Below are 18,397 nucleotides of genomic sequence, written 5' to 3'. Positions count from 1 at the left end.
AAATAAAGGTGATTATGGTTAACCAAGGGTTAATTTTAGCCGATTGGTGTACCGCAAGAGGCCTGAAATGCACGCCGAATGCGCCCTCTCGCGCCGAATGCACGAAGAGCGATGCAGAGTCGGAGATTAAGCTGCAACTTTAGGCCGCAAGCCTATGAATTTCAGGTCGATTTCTTTCTTTGAAATGCGATCTGGACGGCTCGGTTCAGCGCGACCGGGAGGACCGACATATGGTTCTCTCCCGCATATTCCTCAAAGGTAATCGTTTCTGTGGATGACGCCAGTTTGGCCCATCTCTCAGCCATGTCGCGGGCGAGTTCTATCGTGCGTGTTTCTCTTGCCCGTTCTTGTCGTTTTTGCTCCTCGGCGGTGCCTTTATGGAAGGGCGCCAAGGTCTCGCCTTCATACTGACCGGCGGAAAGATGCAGTTCCATATCGAGCGGCTCTTTGTGCCTGTCGAGGAATTCTCTCTCCATCGAAAGAATAGCGGCATCTTCCCAGTAGATCGCCGGGCTTGCAGAAATCCAGCGACTGAAGGCATCGGGTTTACAAAACAGCGCGTAGAGCGTGAACAGGCCGCCGAACGAATGGCCGAAAAGTGTCTGGCGTGAACGGTCGACCGGGACCTGCTGCTCTATCCAAGGCTTAAGCTCATCCTCGATGAGCGCCAGAAAACGTTCGCCGCCGCCGGTCTTCACATCCGGCGTATCGGGGAAGAATGGCGGATAGACGCGTCCGGGCGGTGGGCTCAAATCCCAGGAGCGGCGCAACGGGTCATATGGCTCGTCCGTGGGATAGCCGATGGCAACGATGACACCTTCCGCGACATTGGTTCCGTTCGGATAGCTCGCCTGTACTTTGACTGCGTCGACAGCGGTCGCAAAACAGGCGTTCCCGTCGGTCAGGTATAGGATCGGCCAACCCTCCCGCGGTGCCGGCTTGTCCGGGCGATAAAAAAAGATCCTGTGCGGATGATCGGCATTGTCGAACTTCAGGTCAATGAATGTGCAGCCGGGAAGGGTGACCGGCGCCAGAATGGCAGCGGCATTATGTGACGAGGTATGGGACATGGCCTCTCCGGCTGACCGATCATGTAAGGCGCAGGAGCAACAGGCGCCGATGTTTGAAAGATGATGAAATTTCTCATATTATGAGTGGTGCGATCTGGCAAGCGGGCCAAATGCTTCGCTAAGCGTAATTTTCAGGTGTCTTCCGCAATCCGGTATTCGGCCGCCGGAGCCATTCTGCAACATGAGGGTGGAAACCAATAAAAAATATGACTCTTGTACTCATGTATTCTTGACGCCGGCGGTGCCTGCGAACTAATTTGCGCCATCTTTTTCAGAAACGGGCAGGCGCAAAGGGCTTATGAGGCAGAAATCCCATAATTATATCAGTAATTTGGCACGTAAGAGATTCCAGCTTGCAAGCAGCGCCACCGCACTTGCAACACTATTTGCTTTCAGTGGAAATGCCTTTGCGCAGGACGCTGCGGTCAATGCGAATGATGGAGGTGCCACCCAACTCGCGCCGATCGTCGTCAGCGGACAGTCGGGCGACGCAAGCGATAATACGACCGTAGCGGCAAAGAAGAGTAGGGGCGCCACTAAGATCAATACGCCCCTGGTCGAAACCCCTCGCTCCGTCTCGGTCATCACGAAGAAGGAAATGGAAGAGCGCGGCGCGCAGGACATCGTCGAGGCTGTGCGTTATTCTGCCGGCGTCCAGACCGGCTCCTATGGCTTCGATCCGCGCTTCGACCAGATCTATGTTCGCGGTAATGATATCACCACCGACGGCGACTATCGCGATGGGTTGCGTCAGCCCTATATGAACTACGCCATGTTCCGGACTGATCCCTATGCACTCGATCGCGTCGAGATCATCAAGGGGCCTGTTTCCGTTCTTTACGGTGCCGGTTCTCCGGGCGGCATCGTCAACAAGATATCGAAGCTGCCGACAGACGAGACGATCAGGGAGGTCGGTGTTCTCTACGGGACATCGGACCGTGCCCAGACGATGTTCGATTTCGGCGGCCGGGTCAATCAAGACGATGACAGCATGCTGTATCGCATCGTTGGCCTTGCGCGAAAGGGCGACACCAATTTCGATATCGCCGACGATCGTTATCTGATCCAGCCGTCCTTCACCTGGAAGCCGGACGACACGACGAAAATCACCATCTATGGCTCGGCGCAATCCACCGAGACGGACGCAAATCCCGGCGCAATGATCGGCCCCGATGGCAATGTTCTCGATTATCGCGACAGCGACCCGGATTACGATTATCAGAGGACCAAGCAGCAGCAGGTCGGCTATCAGTTCGAACACGAGTTCGACGGCGGCTTCACCTTCCGTCAGAACCTTCGCTTTTCGCATCTTGATCTGAAAGCACGCTATCTTAGCACCTACAGCTGGGTCGGAGACGTCGCCCAGCGCGGTGCGACTGCGATCGGCGACAGGATGAATGTCTTCCAGGTCGACAACCAGCTAGAATCCAAATTTGATACCGGCCCGGCAGCCCATACCATGCTGTTCGGTCTCGACTATACCCGTATGAGCGATTCATTCGCCTATGGGATGGATGCAACGACCAGCACCGCTTATGACTTCGATATCGACAACCCGACCTACGGAGTATCGGGTCCGACGCCCGCCTATAATGTCAGCCGGGTTGATGGCCGCCTGCAGCAGTTCGGCGCCTATGCCATGGATCAGATCGAACTCGACAAGTGGCGCTTCACGCTTGGCGGCCGTCAGACCTGGGTGAAGCAGTCGACTGACACCACCATTGTCTCCACCGATACGACCACGAACGACAGCCTCAACAAGAATGCGTTTTCCTACCAGCTCGGTGCAGTCTATCTTTTCGACAATGGCATTGCGCCTTTCACCAGCTATTCGACCTCCTTCAATCCGGTCACGGAGCGGTCTGCATCCGGCAGCATCCTCGATCCGGCTAAAGGCGAGCAGTATGAGCTTGGCGTGAAATATCAGCCGCCGGGCACCGACATCCTGCTCTCAGCCGTTGCCTATCACCTCGTCGAGAAGAACAAGCCGGTCCTGGTCGACCCGCTGACGCTCGTCTATGAGTCGCTGGGTGAGGTCACCAACAAGGGGATTGAGCTGGAAGCCAGGGCTAATGTCACCGATGGCTGGGACGTGATTGCCGCCTACTCTTACAACCATTCCGAAATTACGCGGGGCGACGATCAAGGCAACGCGCCTGCGGTGACGCCAAAGAACATCGTCAGCCTATGGTCGAATTATACCTTCCAGGAGGATTCGGCTGCCAAGGGTCTGACCGTCGGCGCCGGCATTCGCTATACTGGCGAGACCTACACCAGCACGGCCAATACCGCCAAGAACGACGCGAGCTTCTATCTCGACGCTGCGCTTTCTTACGACTTCGGCGCGATCGACCAGAAATACAAGGGCCTCATCGCTTCTATTGACGTCCGCAACATTGCCAACCGCCGCCTGACGGTCTGCAACGAGGGCTATTGCTACCTCGGACAGGGCCGCAACGTCACGGCTTCATTGAAGTATCGCTGGTAAATTAATCGGGGCGCCGTATTCTGTGCGGCGCCCGCTCCGCCCTGAAGTCTCCTCGTCGGCCGAACTCGACCTTATTGTAAGCAAGGCTACCTTCCCGCCTGAGCCTATCGCGCAAGATATCCGCATTCTTGGCGATGCGGCGATGAGGCTGTAGCCTGGCAGAAAATGTGCCCGACCATTCCAGGGGGAGGTTCCGTATGGCGGAGGTCCTTTTGTTCCACCACGCACAAGGATTGACCCCGGGTGTGTGCGCGTTCGCTGATGTGTTGCGGGGCGCCGGTCACATCGTGCACACGCCTGACCTATTCGACGGGCGCACTTTCCAGAGCATCGAAGACGGGCTCGCTTATATCGAGGGGATTGGATTCGACCATATGCGGGAGCGCGGTGCCCGCGTCGCCGACGAGCTGCCTGCTGCACTTGTCTACGCCGGGTTCTCGTTCGGTGTGCTACCTGCCCAGAATCTGGCCCAGACACGGCCCGGAGCCCGAGGAGCTCTCTTCTTCCATTCCTGCCTGCCGATCAGTGGCGAATGGGCCTTCGGACCTTGGCCGCATGGCGTCCCGGTCCAGATTCATGGGATGGAAAACGACCCAATCTTCGTAAGCGAAGGTGATATCGATGCCGCCCGTGAGATCGTGGCAAGGGCCGAGGACGCGAAGCTTTTTCTTTATCCCGGCAATCAGCACTATTTCGCCGACAGTTCCCTCCCGTCGTATGATGCGGATGCAACCGCACTACTGACGAGCCGAGTGCTTGAGTTCCTGGATCGTGTCTGATCGAAGCCAGTGTAGCAACACACGCACACTGCCCGTCTTCGGCTAGCAGGCATCCCGTTTGCATATATGCGCGCTCGGGGAGCGTCTGCTACGTCAGACTATGCCGCTCTGCGCCGCTTCATCAGCAATATCAGCAGCAGCGGAGCGCCGACGAGGGCGGAAACCAGGCCGGCGGGCATCTGGTAGGGAAAGGCGATCATTCGGCCGAACCAGTCCGCGAGCACCATGAGGCCGCCGCCGGCGAGTGCCGCGCCAGTAAGCTGGGGTGCGGCGCGACGCAGGCCGAGCTCGCGTGCCAGATGCGGCCCCATGAGGCCGATGAAGCTTAAGGGGCCGACAACGAGGGTGGCGGCTGCGGTCATGGCTGCGGCAAGAGCAAAGAGGCAGGCCCGGGCAAAGTTGACGCGAACGCCGATTGCCTGGGCCGCCTGGGTCCCAAGCGGCAGCAGATCGAGCCAGCGACGGGTCAGAAAGGCAAGCGCAAGGCCTGTCGTTGCTGCTGTCGTTGCAGAGATTGCCTTCGTTGTATCAACGAGATAGGCTGATCCGCTCATCCATTGCATCACGATCATTGCACGCGGATCGCCGCTCGCGGCCAGCACGCTGATGAAGGCATCCAGCATGGCTCCGAGCGCAATGCCGGTCAGAAGTACCCGTTCCGGCGCGAAGCCGGACCGGATGCCGAACAGGAAGATGGCGATGAGGACGGCGAAGGCACCAATACCACCGAAGCTTAGTTGGGCGGCCATGCCGGGAGCGGGCAGAAGGAAAAGTGCGACGGTGACGCCAAGGGTAGCGCCTGCCGAAATGCCTAGAACCTCCGGACTTGCCATTTCGTTGCCGCTGAGCCGTTGCAGGATGGCGCCGACGACGCCAAGCATCGCGCCCGCAGCAAAGGCACCGGCGACGCGTGGAAGGCGATAAGGCAGCACGTCGGGCCAATGGGGATAGGCAAGCAGCGTCCATGTTCCATCCGGTGCGCGCCCGAAGAAGACCGCGCCGGCCAGCAGAAGCACGAGTGCCGGAACTGATGCAAGCAAGAGTACGCGCGGCGTATGTAAGGCGCTGTTCGCATTCCGAGAGGGAGACGGCGTGCTGCGTTGCACGGCCTTCAGGCGCGGCAGCATCAGGAGCAGCAATGGCGCGCCCAGCAAAGCGGTGATGGCACCCGTCGGCAGGAAGGTCGAAGAGGCCCCAGAAAGCAGCATCACGGCCTCATCGGTCAGCAGCAGCAATCCTGCGCCGATGAGGGGCGACCAGACGAGCTGGCTTTTCATCTGTCGGGCGCCGGCAAGCTGAGCGATGCGTGGCGCGATGAGACCGATGAAGCCGATGACGCCGACCGCGCTGGTGACGATCGCGGCAAGCGCAAGCGCGATGCAAACGGCAGCAATGCGCGTGCGCTTGACCGACAGACCAAGTCCGCTCGCGCCGTTATCGCCTAACTCCATGAGTCCCAAAGGCCGCGCCATGAGCAAGGCCGCGGAAGACAGGATGAGGATTTTCGGAAGAAGGGAAAGCGGAATGGTCCAGCTTTGCTGCGCCAGCGATCCAGCCCCCCAGATGAAGAGGCCGGAGAGATAGCGATCGTTCATTAGGACGAGAATGGCGGCAAGCGCTCCGCTCCAGACGCCGACGATCAGGCCGGCAAGCACGAGTGCCAAGGGCGAGAAGCCCCGCCTTGCACCGATCAGGAAAACGACTGCCGCAGCGGCGGCGCTGCCGAACAGGGCAACGGCGTCGCGGCTGAGGCCCTGAAGGGCCGGAAAGGCGAGCATGACGGCGACGAGCGCAAGATTGGCGCCTGCGGAAATACCAAGTGTGGATGGCGAGGCGAGCGGATTGCGCAGTGCTTGCTGCAGCAGGCTTCCAGAGAGCGAAAGTGCGGCGCCGGCCAGCAATGCGGTAACGATCCTCGGCAGGGTTGAATAGACGAGCAGCAAGCGCTGCGGATCGTAACCTGCTTCCTGCTCGAACAAGCGTGAAAGGTCAGGCGCCAGTTGATGCCAGGCAAGCAGGCTGGCGAGCACGAACAGCGTCAGCGCCACGGTTGGAGCACCGAGGACGTTATTTGCTTCGGTGCGGATCATGCGACTGTTTCCAAATGGTCAAGCAATATGCGCGCGAAGCGCTCCGCTTCCTGCACCATGCCGAACATCAATGTGCCCGGCAGCACGGAGACGCGCCCGTCTCTAACGAAAGGAAGGCTGGTCCACAGCGGACTATCCTGCAGATTGTCGAGGACGTTCGGCGGCAGCAATGGTTCGAATGCGATGAGGCGCAGGCTTTGATCGAGCGTCGCCAATTGCTCCAGCCCGATCGTCTCGAAGCCCCAGTAATCGCCCGGCCTGATCCAGGCGTTTTTGAGCCCGATCCTGGTCATGACGTTCTGGTAGAGGCCAGCGCCGCAATAGATGCGGGCATGGCGCGGGTCGACAAAATTGATGAGCGCCAATGGTGGAGGGTTGAGCTTTTTGACGCGGTTTGCGCAGTCGTCGAAGAATTGTTCCGACCGGGCAAGGAATTCTTCCGCCTGTTGCCGCCGGCCGATGGCGTCGGCCAACTGACGCGTCGCCTCGATGGAGCGTGGCAAAGCTTCGCCGCCTTCGGCATAGATCGTCAGTTCCAGGACCGGCGAAATTACCTCCAGTTGCGGCTTCAAAGGCGCAAGATAGGGCGTCGTCAAGATCAGGGCCGGCTTGACGCTTGCCAGGACCTCGAAATTGATCTCGCTGGTGGTGCCGAGATCGATGACACCTCCAGGCATTTTCGGTTCGACGACCCATGTGTCCCAATCGGCAAGCGAGGCGATGGCGGCGGGCGTGACGCCGAGCGCCAGCAGTGTCGACGCCAGGCCGTAATCGAGGGAAACGATCGGGCCGGACATGGTTTCTGCAGCCACATCCGCTTGCGGAACGGCAAAAAGTGCCGCAGCGGCAAGCAGCGTGCGGCGGGAGAGCATCAGGTTCTCGAAACTGCTTTCAAATGACATAGGCAAGCGGCGTTCCATGCACGGGATGGGCGGTGACGCCCATGTTGGTGCCGTAGATCGTATTGAGCGTTTCGGCCTTCATGAGGCTCGGCGACGGGCCTGCTGCAATGAGGCGCCCTTGCTTCAGCGCATGCAGATGATCGCAGAAATGTGCCGCGACATTGATATCGTGCAGGACGAGAATGACGCTCAGATCCTTCGTCCGGCAAAGCTCGCGCACGAGCCCGAGGATTTCCATCTGGTGGGCGATGTCGAGTGCCGATGTCGGCTCGTCGAGCAACAGGCAGCGGCTGTCCTGGGCAACCAGCATCGCGATCCAGGCACGCTGGCGTTCGCCGCCGGAGAGCGTATCCACCATCCGGCCTGCCAGCGTATCGACGTGCGTGAGCTTCATCGCGGTCTCGACTTTTTCCCGGTCGATATCGGTGAACCGCCCGAGCGCGCCGTGCCAGGGATAACGCCCGCAGGCGACAAGCTCCTCGACGGTCATGCCAGCGGCCGAACTGGTATCCTGCGGCAGATAGGCGACGGCGCGGGCAAAGGCGCGCATGTCATAGGAGCTGGCGGCTACGCCATCGAACAGGATGCGCCCGCCGGTCGGCTGAATCTGTCGAGCCAGCAGTTTGATCAGCGTGGATTTGCCGGAGCCGTTATGGCCGATCAGACCGGAAATCTCGCCCGCCTTGAAGCTGATATCGAGCGGGTGCAGAATGGTCTTGCCGTCGACCTCGAAACGCAGGCCCTCCGTCGTGAAGAGGGTTGCGTGATTCTGATCGTATCCGGTGATCGTTTTGTCGTTCATGGTCATTATCATTCCTGCTGAAGCGCGCTGGCTTCGTGAAATTCCGATGGCCGGCGGGTGGCCGGCTTAGTTTATCGAGGTCAATGGCTTGACGAAGAAGAGGCACGGATCGCTTTCACGCCAGAGGGTCGGGAATATCTCGGCGCGGATGAAGCCGTTTCTATCGTAGAAGGCGCGGGTCTTTTCATATTGCGGTTCGTCCCTGCCGCGCGGCGCGAGCGTCTTGACCGTCAGGAGCTTGCAATCGGAAGAGCGGGCGAAGGTTTCGGCTGCGGCCAGCAATCGCTTGCCGACGCCGCTGCGATGGTGTCGGCGCCTGGTTGCTATCACGAGAATCTCCATGGCGGCTGGCGGATGGGCGCGCAGCGCAACGAAGCCGGCAACGGTATCCGCCTCGACGCAGCCGAACATCGGCAGGGTCTCCACGACACACGCACAGGCTTCGATGACATCGGGGTCGGTAAACCAGTCGGTCAATTCCGACATGATGTCACGACAGATGGCGCCTTTGGATTTGGTTATCTCAATGGCTTCCTGCATCTGTTCTTCCCTTTCCTGGCGGTGGAGCGTGGTTCGCAGGCAATGGTGGCGAACCACCACTAGACCCGCATCTCGCGCACCCGTGTTGTTCGGTTTCGTTTGTGACTGCCGCCGGCAGCGCAAGCATGGTCGGCCTCGAGCGAAATGGCGGCGAGGCATCGCGAATGCGCTTCCCGCAGGAGGCCGCAAACAAGGGCGCACGATACGCCCGCCTCCTTGGCAATGATGTTCTGGGGGATATCGTCGAAATAGTGCTCTTCGTAGAACTTCCGGGTTCTGGCGGGCATGGATTCGACCGTGCAGCGGAAGGCTTTGTAGGCCTCGGCCTCGTGAAGATGCTCCTCGGGACTTCCATAGGCCGAGGTATTGCCGCCGACTTCCTCTTCGACGAACAGGCCGCGCTCATATTGCCGGCGCCGCATATGATCGGTTGCCAGATTGCGCACCATGCGCATCACATAGGGCGTGGGAGCCGCTATATCCTCCTTCAGCGGCTTGGAGACCAGTTGCAGGAGAACTTCCTGCACGACATCCTCGGCCAAGCTCATGCAGCCGGTGATCCTGCGTGCGACGGAGAGGAGCTTCGGATAGGCGTGAAGTGCTGTTTGGAGTTGCTCATTGGAAGTCGACTGCGAATGGTTGGCAATCATGTCGGGCTCTCGCTGAAATCCAAAGTTGCATTTCTGTGTGCCCCTCTTTTTGAGAGGGAACCTATAAAACATGACAATGATAGTCAAGATAGTGGAGTCGAAAAGTGAAGCATCTCCTAAATCAAGGTTTATCCACCTGATTTTATTTTAATTTTTTTAGCAATCTAGAAGAAAATCCCGCTTTTGTGATGCTGCCATTGCGGCCGTGCCACAGCTCTTGAGGTCGCGATAGCCCATTGAAAATCCCCGCTTTCTCCATTGCTGATCCTGCCGGAATGGATGAAAATCGCTTCGTCCGATATCTGGCTTTTGCTTTCAAAGGTTGTATTTCCCGGCGCCAGCATCACGCCTTGCGGGTCGGCCAGAAAACCCTGGCCGAAGCATTTCAACGCAGCCTCTTTCTGAACCCAGCAGGCGAGAAAAACATCGTGGCGATATCGCTCATCCAATTGATGCACCTGATTGAGCTCTTGTTCGGAAAGGATCATCGGCATGATCTCGGAGGCTTCCTTCTCCGAAAATGCGTCGAGGCGCTCGATATCGATACCGATGCGGCCGCCGCGACAGATCGCGAGCGCTATGTGGTCTTTGGTGTGCGAGAGATTGAAGTCGATGTCGGGGAAATCACGCAGGTAGGGCCTGCCGGAAGGGGTAATCGCGAGACAAAGTGCTTGCGGGGCGCAGCCAAGCAGATTGGCGATAATGCTTCGGCACAGCACCCGTCCGGCAACGAAAAGGCGCCGCGCCGGGCATGATCTGAATGCTGCGGCACGGCTTTTTTCTGCCTCGCTCAAAATCGAGTCCGGTACGGGAAGCGCGTCAGACAGGTACAGGCTATGAAGCTCTACCTGCGCTGTCTCTTCCCCCGGTTGAGCCGTCTTCACCTATTCCGCTGCCTGTCCCATGTGAGAGGGAAGGTTCGACGGCTGCCCGTGCGTTTCCCACTGTACGATGGGATCGAGCTGATCGAGATCGAAATGCGGGCGACCGAGCAATGCATTGGCAATCACGGCGCTGCGCCATGCGGCGAGGCTGAGCTGCGGTTCGGCGATGCCGTGGCTATGGCGTCCGGCATTGAGAACGAAGATGCGGTTCTCACGCGGCCCGTCCCAGGCCAGCGAGAAGTCACTTTCCAGCACCGGTTCACCGATGGAGTTGAGTTCGATGCGATTTTCAAGCGAATGCAGGAATTGCGGAAGGACAAAGCGATAGCCGGTTGCAAAGACGACCATGTCGACAACAAGCGTTTCGACGCTGTCATCGAAACCGTTGCGCATGGTCAGCGTGATTTCGGGACCATCCTGCTCGGCTGCGATGACATTGCGGAACGGGCGCAGCGATATGCCGTGATCGGGGCGGCCGCCTGCATCGAGCTTTCGCTCGTAGAGGCGGCGATAGAGCTTTTTCAAGGTGGATGCGGAAACGCCGTCGCTCGCCAGCACCTGCCGGCGCGTGTGCGTGAGCCGTAGCTCCTCCGGAAGTCCGTGGAAACGCTCCATATAGCCTGGCGTGAAGAGCTCGTTGGTGAATGGCGTCGCATCGAGCGGCTCGAAATTCGGACGACGGCTGATCCAGTGAATGGTCGAAACCGCGTTCAGGTCCAGTAGGGCATCGACGATCTCGGCGCCACTTTGGCCGCCGCCAATGACGGCAATACGTGGTGCTTTGACATCACCGATACGTTGCGCCGCTTCGCTGCTGTGGAAGGTCATGGATTTGGGCAGTTGTTCGGCCCAGGCTGGACGAGACGCGATCTTGCCGACGCCGACGGAGAGATTGCGGGCGCTGATCGCGCCATCGTCGGTGGCAACAGAGAAGAAGCCGTCATTGGCATGGACGTCCCGGACGCTGGCGCCGAAGCGGAGCGACGTCAGGCCGCGCGCGACCCATCCGAGATAGTCGGCGAATTCTTTGCGCGGAACGGCTTCATATTCCGCATTGAGAAACTGATAAAAGCGTTTATGCGCAACAAGATAGGAGAGGAAGCTCCACGGACTTGTCGGGTTGGTGGCGGTTACCAGATCTTTTAGAATGGAGGTCTGCATCTCTGCGCCCGGCAGCATCATTCCTGGATGCCATGCGAAGGATGGGCGCCGCTCGAAGAAGCGGACGGAAAGTTGCGGTATGGAATCGAGCTGAGCGGCAAGGCTGAGGTTGAAGGGACCGATACCGGCCCCGGCGAGGTCGAGCACGTGCGATGTCATGATGCAGCTCCAGAATAATGTCGAAGAGGGGGTTACTTGACGGTGTCTTTGGACAGCGGCGCCGGCGCAAAGGCATGATCGAGCCGCCGGGCGAAACGCTGGTGGAAGGGCGTCTTGCCGATGATCGTCAGATGGTTGGTGCCGGTGACGATCTCCGATGCCGTGGCGTTAGGGGAATAGCGCCGCCAGTCGATGACGTTGAGGGCGCGCGTCAGAGAATCCTCGGCCGCAAAGGCATGGATGCGAAAATCGGATTGCTCCAGGCGGTAGTTTCGGAAGATCATCGCATTATCGATGAGGATCCAGAACGTATGTTCTTCCGAGCCGATATCGGGACCATCCGTTGGCAATTTGACATTATGCTTGACGACATGGTGGAGGAACTGTTCGTAAACCTCCTCGTTCATGGCGGCGAACAGCCTCTTCCAATCCTCGCGCATCGGCGTGGTGGCAAGCCAGCTCTGCACGGCAGCATGGGTGCGATCTCGGATGCCGTCTTCGAAGCGCGGCATGATGCCGACGGTAAATTCCTCGTCCATGTCGCAGACATCGACCATGCCGATCATGCGCAGATCGATGTCATCGCCGAGCTGACGGGCCGCCTCATAGGCGAGCAGCCCGCCCCACGACCAGCCAAGGAAGGCGCAAGGCCGGCCCTTGGCTTGTCTGCGTACGGCTTCCGCATAGCGCGCCGTGATATCTTCGACGCGGGTACTCAGCGTCTTGGTCTCGGTCAGTGAATAGCAGATGAAGCCGGTCGCCGGCTGTTCCGGCCCGAGATAGTCGACAAGCCGCATATATTCGCGCGTGCTGACGAGCAGGCCCGGGAAGCAATAGAGCACCGGCCGGTCGCCATTGCGTCTGAGGTAGACGACATCGACGCCGGTTTCGTCGCGACTGCCGTCAATCGCCAGTGCCAGATCGCGCACCGTTGGATGGTTGAACATGTCGGCGATCGACAGCGGCCATTCGGGATGGCGCATCTTCAGGCGCGAGACGATGCGCACGGCCATCAGCGACTGTCCGCCAATATCGAAGAAATTCTCGGTAACACCGATATCGCCGATGTCGAGGATGTCTTTCCAGACCTCCAGGATTGCTTTTTCCTTGTCATTGGCGGGCGCCGCCATTTCGCGCTCGATACGCGGTGCCGGCAGGGCGGCGCGGTCCAGCTTGCTGTTCGGCCCCATCGGCAGCTCGTCGATCAGCATGATCGTTTGCGGCACCATGTAATCGGGCAGGGCGGTCATGGCGGTGCGGCGCAGTTCTGTCACGCTCAAGCTTTCGCCCTCGCGCGGCACAACATAGGCGACGAGCGAGCTCCGTCCGCCGTCATTGTGCAGGAGGATGACAGCCTCGGCGATACGCTGGTCCGAGCGCAGCACAGCTTCGATTTCGCCTGGCTCGATGCGGAAACCGCGCAATTTGATCTGGTGATCGACGCGGCCGGCGAATTCGACGATCCCGTCTTCGCGCCAGCGGCCGAGATCGCCCGACTTGTACAGTCGTCCGCCCGGTGTGAAAGGATCCGGAATGAAGCGATCAGCCGTCAGCTCCGGCTGGCCGAGATAGCCGCGAGCCAGCCCGCTGCCGCCGATATAGATTTCGCCGATTACACCGACCGGGACGGGCGCGAGGTCGGCATCGAGCACATAGATGCGTCGATCGCCAACTCCGCGGCCGATCGGCGCGACGGTCCCTTCGAAGCGAGTTCCCGCCGGGATCTTCCAGATCATCGGCGTCATGATCGTTTCGGTCGGACCATAGCCGTTGATCAGCAGCTGCGCCTTCAGGTTCTCGGTGATCATGTCAAACACCGCCTGCGACAGCGCCTCGCCGCCGAAGGAATAGAGCCGCAGCCGCGGGATTTCGTTGTTCTCGCCCGCATATTCGGCAAGGCCGCGCACATAGCTTGTGGGCAGGCTGGCATTGTTGACGCCGTGCCGCTTCATGGCTGCAAAGGCATCTTCAGGCGTGGCAAGCTTGTCTTGCGTCAGCACCACACCGCCGCCTGCCATCAGTGGCACCATCCAGCGCTCATGGCCGCCGTCCGAAGTGAAGGGCAGTACCGGATATTCGCAGGACTCCTCGCTCATTTCATAGATGCGCAGGGTCGCCTTGCAATGGTGGGCGAGCGGGCCGTGCTCGACGGCGACGCCTTTCGGCACGCCCGTCGAGCCTGACGTGTAGATCACATAGGCAAGTTGCTGCGGGGCAATGATCGTTGCCGGTGCGTCGACGCTCTCCGCGGACAGGTCGATGGCATCGAGATTAAGATAGGGTGTTGCGATATTGCTCGGCAGGTTGGCGATATGCTTTGCCCGGGAGATGACGAGCGAGAGGCCCGGAGCGGTCAGGATGTGACGATTGCGGGCCTCAGGATGATCCGGTTCCACCGGCGTGAATGCGCCGCCGGCCTTCAATACAGCAAGAATGGCGATGATCGCGTCGATCGATTTCTCAAGGGCGATAGCCACGCGTTTTTCCGGGCCGATCCCCATCGCGATCAGCCGATGGGCCAGCCGGTTGGCGGCAGCTTCGAGTTCGCCATGTGTCACGGATTTCTCGCCCTGTGCGACGGCAAAGGCGTTCGGCCGCCTTTTCGCCTGCGCGGAGATGACCTCGTGGATCGGTGTGCCGTCGTCCGCTTCCGGTGCGTCGGGATAGGGTGCGGAAAGTCTCTCCAATTCCTCTGGCGACACGAAGGGGATGTGTTTGACCTGTGCAACGGGATTGGCATTCAATTGCGCAAGCGCAATGGCAAGATCATCGGCGAAGCGGATGATCTGCTTTCGATCATGCTTCTGCGGGTCGAAGCCGATGCTGATGCGCAGTTTGCCTGCGGATGCCGGGGAAACGGTAACGACCAGATCGGCATCGCGGCGCGGCTGCGGTTCGATGGGGCTGCGCAACGCGACGTCGCTCGAGGTTGCTTCCAGGAGACGCAGGGGCGGACGCACATCGAGGAGCGTCTTGACGAGGCCGGTGGTGTCGAAGGATTCGTCCCGTCTTATCAACGCGTCGGCAAGGGCCTCGAAGGGCAGGAATTGCCGATTTACGGTCTCGATTTCCTTGACGAATGCATTGCGAACGTCCTTGAGCGTCATGGCACCGTCGAGTTCCGGCGTCAGGATCAACACGTCCTCGTTGCGGGCGGCAACTCTTTGCCTTTTCGAACGCGTGACCAGGCCGATCCTCTGAGTGCCGTATCCGGTATGGCGCCGCAGGGCGATCCCGAGGGAGGCAAGCATGTCCTCGGAGATGTCAGCGGACGATTGTATCGGCACGTCGAGCGTATGCTCGAACCATGCCTCGTCGGCCGTGTTCTTTCCCGCCGATGTTTGCGGCAGGAGCGACGCAATATTCTCCTGACCCGTCAGCCGCTGGAACCAGAAGTCGATTAGCTCCGGTGCCGCAAGGCGTGGTGCACCATTGGCAATCATCCACGAAGCGGCGTCGGGCAACGCCGTCTCTACGATATCCGCTGGGTCATGACCGTCGATGTTGCGAAGGAAATCCGTTGCAAGCAGGTCGAGCGCCGCAGCGTCGGCGAGGATGGCGTGGAGGGAAAATAGGGCACCCACCGCCCGCCCTTCTTGCGCCAGGAGAATGAAACGGGCCGGATTGCCATCGGTAAGGTCGATCGGGCGGGCCTGTTCCGCCGTAGCCGCCGCGGTCAACGCCTCGTCCGGGTTTTCGCCTGCAGTCAGCGTCGTCTCGATGATCTCGACGAAACGGTCGTTCTTCAGGATCTGCTGGACGGCGCCGCCCGCCCGCGTCTCGAATTCCGAGGTGATGAGGGGATGTTGTCGAGAAAGTTCTGATAGGCCCTCGCGCGCGAGGTCAAGAGAGATCGAAGAGAAGACGATCCCGAGTATTTGTCGCCCGTACACGACTTCGTTACCCGTCTCCGATAGGAGCCAGATACGTGACTGTGCTGGCGATAGCGAGCATTTGGCGAGGTAATCCGTATCGTTTGCTGCCTTGGCGTTCCGATCGTGGACAGTCATTTCTTCGCCATTCTCCCCGGGTGTACTGAAATACATATCTAATCAATCGAAATACAATAGCGTATACATCTCAATATCTATTGTAGATATTAAGTTTAATCGATTGATATCTCTGACTTCTGGCGTCGATAAACTCGGTTACTCCGAAAATTACATCGATGCAGCTGCATGACGAATGGAGTTTTGGAAAATTCAGGAGATTTTCAAAAAATATTTTCGGAAAATATTTTGAATTTCTGCCGATGTCGTTCGTCACCGCAGAATTAGCGCTGTGCTTGGCCTGCCGATCTCAGCCGGCGTGTTTCTGAAGATATGGAGATGAAATATGGATGCTTCCCTGGCGATCAGGAGCGATAGGGCGGCGGAGAGATCCTTTGATCTGCGACTGCCGGCTTCGGGCTTTGAGAGCAGTGCGCTTGCCTGCGGCCAGCCGCTCATCATATCGACAGGGCCTGCACCAGGGAGTTTCCGCGTCGAGTATCACGGAGTGGAGGTGGCCTCAGGTCATCTATCGGGACCGGCCACCAATCTCCTGGTCTTCGATACAATCTCGACGGCGGTTCCGCCGCTTTCTGGCGAGGATATCGTCAACGCCGTGTCGGAAGCCATTCTGGCATGCAATCCGCATCTAATTTGCTTCGAGATCGCGCTTGCGGATGATGATCTTGCAAGGCGACTGCTGGAGACCGGCGCGATTGAACGTAGCGGCGAGCGCCTCATCGTGCGGCCCGAATCCTTTTTCCAGCAGGCAGGATCCTGGCTCGGAAGTGCGCCCAAGGCTTATCCGGAATTGCCGATCCTGACGAATGGCGCCCTTCATCCGCAGCGGCCTCCGAAGCCCGCCGGCCGCGTATACAGCCGTTTCATTCCCTGGCTGAATACGCAGCTTGGCTTCCATGTCGCCGATATCGAGGCCGATCTTCCGCATTTCCATCGCTGGATGAACGATCCGAGGGTTGCCGCTATATGGGAAGACAGCGGCGATCTTTCCTATCATCGTGATTTCATCGCAGGCCGCCTTGCCGATCCGCGCACGCTGCCGCTGATCGGAACCTTCGGCGGTGTGCCCTTCGGTTACTTCGAACTCTATTGGGCAAAGGAAGACAGGATCGGACCGCATTACGACGCCGACGGTTATGATCGCGGCTGGCATGTGGCGATCGGTGAGGATGATTTCCGCGGGAAAGCCTTCGTCAGCGCCTGGTTGCCGTCGCTGATGCACTACATGTTCCTGGCCGATCCGCGCACCTGCCGTATCGTCGGCGAACCGATCCATCATCACGCCCAGCAGATCCGCAATCTCGACCGTTCCGGCTTCGCCAAGGTCAAGCATATTCACTTCCCGCACAAGAAGGCGCTGCTGGTCATGCTCCTGCGCGAGCGCTTCTTCATGGATCGGCTGCTGCTGCCGGATCTCACCGGCTTGTCCACAGAGGATGGGCAGCCTCTCCTTGGCTCGCTGGCGCGAGGCGCCTGATGAAAGCAGCCGTCGATATGAACGATCCGCGCATCAGGCGGCTCGTTCTGGCTGTCGCCCTTCCGGCCGTGGCGGGACTTGCCGCAAGTGCCGGCCATCATGCGATCAATGCGATCTTCCTGGGAACGCTCGGCCCGGACATGCTGGCAGGCATCAGTCTGGTCATGCCGCTGTTTCTGCTTGTCGCGGCCGCCGGTCAGGGGCTGGGTATCGGGCTCGCGACGCTGCTTGCGCGTTACCTTGGCGAAGCGGATCTCAGAGCCGCGGCGTCGGTCGCCACGACAGCGCTCGCGGCGACGATCCCGCTCGGCATCCTCTTGTCAATCCTGATCTATCTCAGCCTGCCGGATTTTGTCGGCGCGCTTGGCGCCAGCGACAATCTCCTTGCCCCAGGGCTCGATTATGGGCGGCTGCTTGCTTTCGGGGTGACGCTCGGGCTTTTGCAGGCTATCTGCGATTTCATCGCGATCGCCGAAGGCAATTCACGTTTCTCGATGATCGTGCTGATCGCGAGCTTCGCCTTGAACGCGGTTCTCGACCCCGTCTTCATCTTTCTCTTCAAGCTCGGTGCGTCCGGCGCGGCACTGGCGACCATTGTGTCGTCCCTTGCAGCCCTTGCATGCTATGCCGTCTACTTCCTGCGCCGATGGGGAACAGTGAGCGTGACCGGCGGGGCGATTTGCTGGCAACTGCTTTGGCCGATCGCGCGGATCGGCCTTCCCGCTGCCGCAGCAAGCATTGTCACGGGTCTCGGCTTTCTGCTCCTGATGCGGGAGGCCGCGGTCCATGGCGGCGATACCGGGGTCGCCGCAACGGCGATTGCCATCCGGCTAATGACTTTGGGACAGCTTCCGGTGTTCGGTTTTTGCCTTGGCGCCCAGAGCGTCGTCAGTCATGCCTTCGGCGCTGGCGATGCCGAGCGTCTGAAAGCCGTGATCCGGTTCATGCTCGCTGTGACGATGCCGGTCGCATTGCTCTATTCCATCTTGCTGTTCCTGGCTGCCGAGCCGATCGCACGCCTGTTCACGGATAACCAGGACGTCGTGGATGAGGCAGTCGCCTGGTTGCGGCACCTCTTTCCGATCTTTCCGCTTGCAGCTTTTCAATCCGTCCTGCTTGTCATGCTGCAATCGCGGGGCCGGGCCGGCCTGTCCGCGCTCGTGGGGCTTGCACCGCAGGGATATCTGCTGATCCCGCTTCTGCTCCTGCTGCCGCTTTGGATGGGCTTTGCCGGCATCTCTGCTGCTGCCGCTGCCGCAGCCATTCTCGCTGCCGTCCTCGGCGGCTTTGTCGGATGGAGGGAATGGCTCGCCATTCTGCCGACCGATGCACCGGGCCGCCTGGTTGGCCAATCGACACTTCACTCCTGACCCAAGAGGAACGCC

General features: G+C 59.6%; 13 protein-coding genes. 4 read left to right on the top strand and 9 right to left on the bottom strand.

Features of this window, described 5'->3' with window-relative positions:
- Positions 1–161: 161 nt before the first annotated feature.
- Positions 162–1,070 (bottom strand): alpha/beta hydrolase, encoded by a 909-nt coding sequence (locus tag GDN47_RS06740; protein ID WP_152092875.1) that lies wholly within the window; start codon positions 1,068–1,070, stop codon positions 162–164.
- A gap of 298 nt (positions 1,071–1,368) precedes the next feature.
- Here GDN47_RS06740 and GDN47_RS06735 point away from each other — a divergent pair, with 298 nt between their 5' ends.
- Positions 1,369–3,558: a TonB-dependent siderophore receptor gene (locus GDN47_RS06735; protein WP_152092874.1), complete on the top strand. Its 2,190-nt coding sequence runs from the start codon at positions 1,369–1,371 to the stop codon at positions 3,556–3,558.
- A gap of 197 nt (positions 3,559–3,755) precedes the next feature.
- Positions 3,756–4,337 (top strand): dienelactone hydrolase family protein, encoded by a 582-nt coding sequence (locus tag GDN47_RS06730; protein WP_113352451.1) that lies wholly within the window; start codon positions 3,756–3,758, stop codon positions 4,335–4,337.
- A gap of 98 nt (positions 4,338–4,435) precedes the next feature.
- Here GDN47_RS06730 and fhuB read toward each other — a convergent pair whose 3' ends face one another.
- The 8 genes from fhuB to GDN47_RS06690 all read right to left on the bottom strand — a co-directional run bounded on the left by fhuB (position 4,436) and on the right by GDN47_RS06690 (position 15,535).
- Positions 4,436–6,427, bottom strand: a complete 1,992-nt coding sequence (fhuB, locus tag GDN47_RS06725) for a Fe(3+)-hydroxamate ABC transporter permease FhuB (RefSeq protein ID WP_173002458.1) — start codon at positions 6,425–6,427, stop codon at positions 4,436–4,438.
- Entirely contained in the window at positions 6,424–7,299 is an 876-nt protein-coding gene (locus tag GDN47_RS06720; protein WP_173002482.1) for an iron-siderophore ABC transporter substrate-binding protein, read from the bottom strand. The genes fhuB and GDN47_RS06720 overlap by 4 nt, the downstream gene beginning before the upstream one ends.
- A 19-nt stretch (positions 7,300–7,318) precedes the next feature.
- A complete protein-coding gene (locus GDN47_RS06715) occupies positions 7,319–8,131 on the bottom strand; it encodes an ATP-binding cassette domain-containing protein (RefSeq protein ID WP_173002457.1) in 813 nt (270 codons plus the stop codon).
- Between the two features lie 66 nt (positions 8,132–8,197).
- On the bottom strand, positions 8,198–8,671 hold the full coding sequence (locus GDN47_RS06710; protein WP_113333900.1) for a GNAT family N-acetyltransferase: 474 nt from the start codon (positions 8,669–8,671) through the stop codon (positions 8,198–8,200).
- Between the two features lie 59 nt (positions 8,672–8,730).
- Positions 8,731–9,321, bottom strand: coding sequence for a sigma-70 family RNA polymerase sigma factor (locus tag GDN47_RS06705; protein ID WP_113333899.1), 591 nt, complete (start codon positions 9,319–9,321; stop codon positions 8,731–8,733).
- A gap of 164 nt (positions 9,322–9,485) precedes the next feature.
- Positions 9,486–10,205, bottom strand: coding sequence for a 4'-phosphopantetheinyl transferase family protein (locus GDN47_RS32570; RefSeq protein WP_113333898.1), 720 nt, complete (start codon positions 10,203–10,205; stop codon positions 9,486–9,488).
- Positions 10,206–11,525: a lysine N(6)-hydroxylase/L-ornithine N(5)-oxygenase family protein gene (locus tag GDN47_RS06695; protein ID WP_113333897.1), complete on the bottom strand. Its 1,320-nt coding sequence runs from the start codon at positions 11,523–11,525 to the stop codon at positions 10,206–10,208.
- A 32-nt stretch (positions 11,526–11,557) separates the two neighbouring features.
- The gene (locus GDN47_RS06690; protein WP_173002456.1) at positions 11,558–15,535 is read right to left on the bottom strand and encodes a non-ribosomal peptide synthetase; all 3,978 of its coding nucleotides are present in this window, start codon (positions 15,533–15,535) and stop codon (positions 11,558–11,560) included.
- Positions 15,536–15,860: 325 nt separating this feature from the next.
- Between GDN47_RS06690 and GDN47_RS06685 the strand changes: the two genes are divergently transcribed.
- Complete coding sequence (locus GDN47_RS06685; RefSeq protein WP_152092873.1) at positions 15,861–17,012, top strand: GNAT family N-acetyltransferase; 1,152 nt, start codon at positions 15,861–15,863, stop codon at positions 17,010–17,012.
- Positions 17,012–18,382 (top strand): MATE family efflux transporter, encoded by a 1,371-nt coding sequence (locus GDN47_RS06680; protein WP_152092872.1) that lies wholly within the window; start codon positions 17,012–17,014, stop codon positions 18,380–18,382. The genes GDN47_RS06685 and GDN47_RS06680 overlap by 1 nt, the downstream gene beginning before the upstream one ends.
- Positions 18,383–18,397: the final 15 nt, after the last annotated feature.

This window comes from Martinezella dioscoreae (genome assembly GCF_009176305.1).
GTDB lineage: Bacteria > Pseudomonadota > Alphaproteobacteria > Rhizobiales > Rhizobiaceae > Rhizobium > Rhizobium dioscoreae.
This window is presented reverse-complemented; position numbering and strand designations above follow the sequence as displayed.

Excerpts from the sequence above, each read along its gene's own strand:
- GDN47_RS06740 (WP_152092875.1), bottom strand. The coding sequence starts at position 1,070 with ATGTCCCATACCTCGTCACATAATGCCGCTGCCATTCTGGCGCCGGTC.
- GDN47_RS06735 (WP_152092874.1), top strand. The coding sequence starts at position 1,369 with ATGAGGCAGAAATCCCATAATTATATCAGTAATTTGGCACGTAAGAGA.
- GDN47_RS06730 (WP_113352451.1), top strand. The coding sequence starts at position 3,756 with ATGGCGGAGGTCCTTTTGTTCCACCACGCACAAGGATTGACCCCGGGT.
- fhuB (WP_173002458.1), bottom strand. The coding sequence starts at position 6,427 with ATGATCCGCACCGAAGCAAATAACGTCCTCGGTGCTCCAACCGTGGCG.
- GDN47_RS06720 (WP_173002482.1), bottom strand. The coding sequence starts at position 7,299 with ATGCTCTCCCGCCGCACGCTGCTTGCCGCTGCGGCACTTTTTGCCGTT.
- GDN47_RS06715 (WP_173002457.1), bottom strand. The coding sequence starts at position 8,131 with ATGAACGACAAAACGATCACCGGATACGATCAGAATCACGCAACCCTC.
- GDN47_RS06710 (WP_113333900.1), bottom strand. The coding sequence starts at position 8,671 with ATGCAGGAAGCCATTGAGATAACCAAATCCAAAGGCGCCATCTGTCGT.
- GDN47_RS06705 (WP_113333899.1), bottom strand. The coding sequence starts at position 9,321 with ATGATTGCCAACCATTCGCAGTCGACTTCCAATGAGCAACTCCAAACA.
- GDN47_RS06695 (WP_113333897.1), bottom strand. The coding sequence starts at position 11,525 with ATGACATCGCACGTGCTCGACCTCGCCGGGGCCGGTATCGGTCCCTTC.
- GDN47_RS06690 (WP_173002456.1), bottom strand. The coding sequence starts at position 15,535 with ATGACTGTCCACGATCGGAACGCCAAGGCAGCAAACGATACGGATTAC.
- GDN47_RS06685 (WP_152092873.1), top strand. The coding sequence starts at position 15,861 with ATGGATGCTTCCCTGGCGATCAGGAGCGATAGGGCGGCGGAGAGATCC.
- GDN47_RS06680 (WP_152092872.1), top strand. The coding sequence starts at position 17,012 with ATGAAAGCAGCCGTCGATATGAACGATCCGCGCATCAGGCGGCTCGTT.